The sequence below is a fragment of the Delftia sp. ZNC0008 genome (genome assembly GCF_000799035.1).
GTDB classification, from domain to species: Bacteria; Pseudomonadota; Gammaproteobacteria; order Burkholderiales; family Burkholderiaceae_C; genus Comamonas; species Comamonas tsuruhatensis.
In genome coordinates this window covers 1-3,482 of sequence record NZ_JTKZ01000137.1, presented here as the reverse complement: position 1 = coordinate 3,482, position 3,482 = coordinate 1, and the positions used below count along the sequence as shown (strand labels likewise).

At 70.1% G+C, this 3,482-nt stretch carries 4 protein-coding genes and 2 pseudogenes; all 6 read right to left on the bottom strand.

Annotation, left to right across the window (positions count from 1 at the left end; all coding sequences use genetic code 11):
- Window positions 1–188 (bottom strand): annotated as a pseudogene (locus L995_RS04760) (urease accessory protein UreE); the annotation flags it as partial.
- A 7-nt stretch (window positions 189–195) separates the two neighbouring features.
- Entirely contained in the window at window positions 196–1,899 is a 1,704-nt protein-coding gene (ureC, locus tag L995_RS04755) for an urease subunit alpha (RefSeq protein ID WP_047469646.1), read from the bottom strand.
- 12 nt (window positions 1,900–1,911) lie between these two features.
- Window positions 1,912–2,217: an urease subunit beta gene (locus L995_RS04750; RefSeq protein WP_179217966.1), complete on the bottom strand. Its 306-nt coding sequence runs from the start codon at window positions 2,215–2,217 to the stop codon at window positions 1,912–1,914.
- Window positions 2,218–2,244: 27 nt separating this feature from the next.
- Window positions 2,245–2,856, bottom strand: coding sequence for a HupE/UreJ family protein (locus L995_RS04745; RefSeq protein WP_047469641.1), 612 nt, complete (start codon window positions 2,854–2,856; stop codon window positions 2,245–2,247).
- 11 nt (window positions 2,857–2,867) lie between these two features.
- Complete coding sequence (locus L995_RS04740; protein ID WP_012203116.1) at window positions 2,868–3,170, bottom strand: urease subunit gamma; 303 nt, start codon at window positions 3,168–3,170, stop codon at window positions 2,868–2,870.
- Window positions 3,171–3,187: 17 nt separating this feature from the next.
- Window positions 3,188–3,482, bottom strand: a pseudogene (locus tag L995_RS04735) (urease accessory protein UreD); the annotation flags it as partial.

Sequence of the window (3,482 nt, the reverse complement as noted above, 5' to 3'; positions counted from 1 at the left end):
AGCACATCGCCGCCGCGCAGCACGCTGCCGCGCGCCAGCACCACGGCCAGCTCGCGCCCCGTGGAGTCAATGGCCGCAAAGCGGCTCTTCTGGCGCATGTCCCAGTCCAGTTCCAGCGTGGCGGCGCGCCTGACCAGCACGGCGGCAAGGCCCCCGCCCTGGGGCATGTGTTTGTTGACGGTGAGCATGGGGTGATCAGAACAGAAAATACCGCTGCGCCATCGGCAGCTCGGTGGCGGGCTCGCAGGTCAGCAGCTGGCCGTCGGCCACGACCTGGTAGGTCTCGGGATCGACGCTGATGTCGGGCTGCCAGTCGTTGTGCACCATGTCGCGCTTGCTGACGCTGCGGCAGTTTTCCACGGCCACGGTGCGCTTGCGCAGGCCGTAGCGGTCTGCCACGCCGGCCTGCTGGGCGGCCTGCGAGACGAAGGTGAGGCTGGCCGCCGCCACGCCGCTGCCCTGGCCCGCGAACATGGGGCGGTAGTGCACGGGCTGGGGCGTGGGGATGCTGGCGTTGGGGTCGCCCATGGCGGCGGTGGCGATGCTGCCGCCCTTGAGGATGAGGCTGGGCTTGACGCCGAAGAACGCAGGCCGCCACAGCACCAGGTCGGCCAGCTTGCCGACCTCGACCGAGCCCACGACATGGGCGATGCCATGCGTGCGTGCGGGGTTGATGGTGTACTTGGCCACGTAGCGCTTGACGCGGAAGTTGTCGTGGCGCGCGTTGTCGCCCGGCAGGCTGCCGCGCTGGACCTTCATCTTGTGCGCGGTCTGCCAGGTGCGCAGCACCACTTCGCCCACGCGGCCCATGGCTTGGCTGTCGCTGGAGATCATGGAGAAGGCGCCGAGGTCGTGCAGCACGTCCTCGGCGGCGATGGTCTCGCGGCGGATGCGGCTTTCGGCGAAGGCGATGTCCTCGGCAATCGAGGCATCCAGGTGGTGGCAGACCATGAGCATGTCCAGGTGCTCGTCCAGCGTGTTCACCGTGTAGGGCCGCGTGGGGTTGGTGGACGAGGGCAGCACGTTGGCCTCGCCGCAGACCTTGATGATGTCGGGCGCGTGGCCGCCGCCCGCGCCTTCGGTGTGGTAGGTGTGGATGGTGCGGCCCTTGAAGGCGGCCACCGTGGCCTCGACGAAGCCGCCCTCGTTGAGCGTGTCGGTGTGGATGGCGACCTGGGTGTCGGTCTCGTCGGCCACGCCCAGGCAGCAGTCGATGGCGGCGGGCGTCGATCCCCAGTCCTCGTGCAGCTTCAGGCCGATGGCGCCCGCCGCGATCTGCTCGCGCAGCGGCGCGGCCTGGCTGGCGTTGCCCTTGCCCAGCAGGCCGATGTTCATGGGGTAGCCGTCCACGGCCTGCAGCATGCGCTCCATGTGCCAGGGGCCGGGCGTGACCGTGGTGGCGAAGGTGCCCGTGGCCGGGCCCGTGCCGCCGCCGATCATGGTGGTCACGCCGCTGGTCAGCGCCTCGTCGATCTGCTGCGGGCAGATGAAGTGGATGTGCGTGTCGATGCCGCCGGCCGTGACGATCATGCCCTCGCCCGCAATGATTTCCGTGCCGGGGCCGATGACGATGGTCACGCCCGGCTGCATGTCCGGGTTGCCGGCCTTGCCTATGCCTGCGATCAGCCCGTTCTTGATGGCGATGTCGGCCTTGACGATGCCCCAGTGGTCGATGATCACGGCATTGGTGATGACGGTGTCGGCGCAGTCGGCGGCCATGCGCTGGCTCTGGCCCATGCCGTCGCGGATGACCTTGCCGCCGCCGAACTTGACCTCTTCGCCGTAGATCGTGTGGTCCTTCTCGATCTCGATGACCAGGGCCGTGTCGGCCAGCCGCAGGCGGTCGCCCACGGTGGGGCCGAACATCTCGGCATAGGCCTGGCGCGTGATGCTTGCCATGAATGTTCCCTTTCAGAGAGGCCCCATCACCTTGGCGTTGAAGCCGAAGATGATGCGGTCGCCGGAGATTTCCACGAGTTCCACGGTGCGCTCCTGCCCGGGCTCGAAGCGCACGGCCGTGCCGGCCGCGATGTTCAGCCGCCAGCCGCGTGCGGCGGCGCGGTCGAAGTGCAGGGCCTCGTTGACCTCGAAGAAGTGAAAGTGCGAGCCCACCTGCACGGGCCGGTCGCCGGTGTTGGTGACCGTGAGGGTCTGCACGGGCCGGCCTGCGTTCAGCAGGATCTCGCCGGGCTCGGCCAGCAGCTCGCCGGGGATGATGCGCTCGGTCATGTGCGGCTCCCGCGATCAGCCTGCCAGCGCCACGGCACCGTAGCCCATGGCGGCCACGCCGGCCAGGCGTGCGGCCCAGGCCGATGCCGTGCCGCCGCGCATGGCCCGGCCAAAGGCCACGCCCAGCGCATGCAGCACCAGCGTGGTGGCGACCATGCCCGCCATGTAGGCCCAGAACACGGCTGCGGGCAGCGCGTGGGGGAAGACCTCGCCATGCGCGTATCCGTGGAACAGCGCGAAGGCGCCGGCCAGCACCATGGCCAGGGCCACGGGCAGGCGGCGCTGGGCCACCAGCAGCAGGCCGAAGGCCAGCAGCGAGGCGGCCACCATGGGCTCCACGGCCGGCAGCTCCAGCGGGGTCTGCGTCAGCGCCAGGCCCAGCGCCATGCAGGCGGCAAAGGCCACGGGCGGCAGCCACTGGCGCTTGAGCATCAGCCCGCACCACAGGCCCAGCGCCACCATGGCCAGCAGATGGTCCAGGCCCGCGATGGGATGGGACAGCCCGGCCATCAGGGCCTGCATGGCGCCGTCGCCGGCATGCAGGTGGGCGCCGGCCCCCGTATGGGCGCTGGCGGCCGTGGCGGCGGCCAGCAGGGCCGGGGCGAGCAGAAGGCGGGGATGGAACATGGCGGATCTCCTCAAACGATCGGGTGATGAACGGTGACCAGCTTGGTGCCGTCCGGGAAAGTGGCTTCGACCTGGATGTCCGGGATCATTTCTGGGATGCCCTCCATCACATCGGCGCGCGTCAGCACCGTGGTGCCCAGGTGCATGAGCTCGGCCACGGTCCTGCCGTCGCGCGCCCACTCCAGCACGGCAGCGCTGATCAGCGCCACGGCCTCGGGGTAGTTGAGCTTCAGGCCGCGCGCCTTGCGCCGCTCGGCCACCAGGGCTGCGGTGAACAGCAGCAGCTTGTCTTTTTCACGCGGGGTGAGTTCCATGGACGAGTCTCCGTTGATCAGGTGGCCCACAGGCGCGGGGGGCGGGCTTGTTGATTGAGCAGGGCCGGGCGCAGCAGGCGCCAGCCTTCATGCAGCACGGCCCGTGCCGCCTCCATGCGGCGGGCAAGCACGCGCAGCAGCAGCACCGAGGGCGCGCCGCCCTGGCCGGCCAGCAGGCTGGCACCGGCGCGCACTTCGTCGCTCCAGGGCAGGCTGGCGGCCAGTTGCTCGCTCAATGGCTCCATGGCCGCCAGGGGTTCCGGGGCCACGGCCCAGAGGCTGGCCTGTATGGGCAAGCCTGCCCAGACGCGG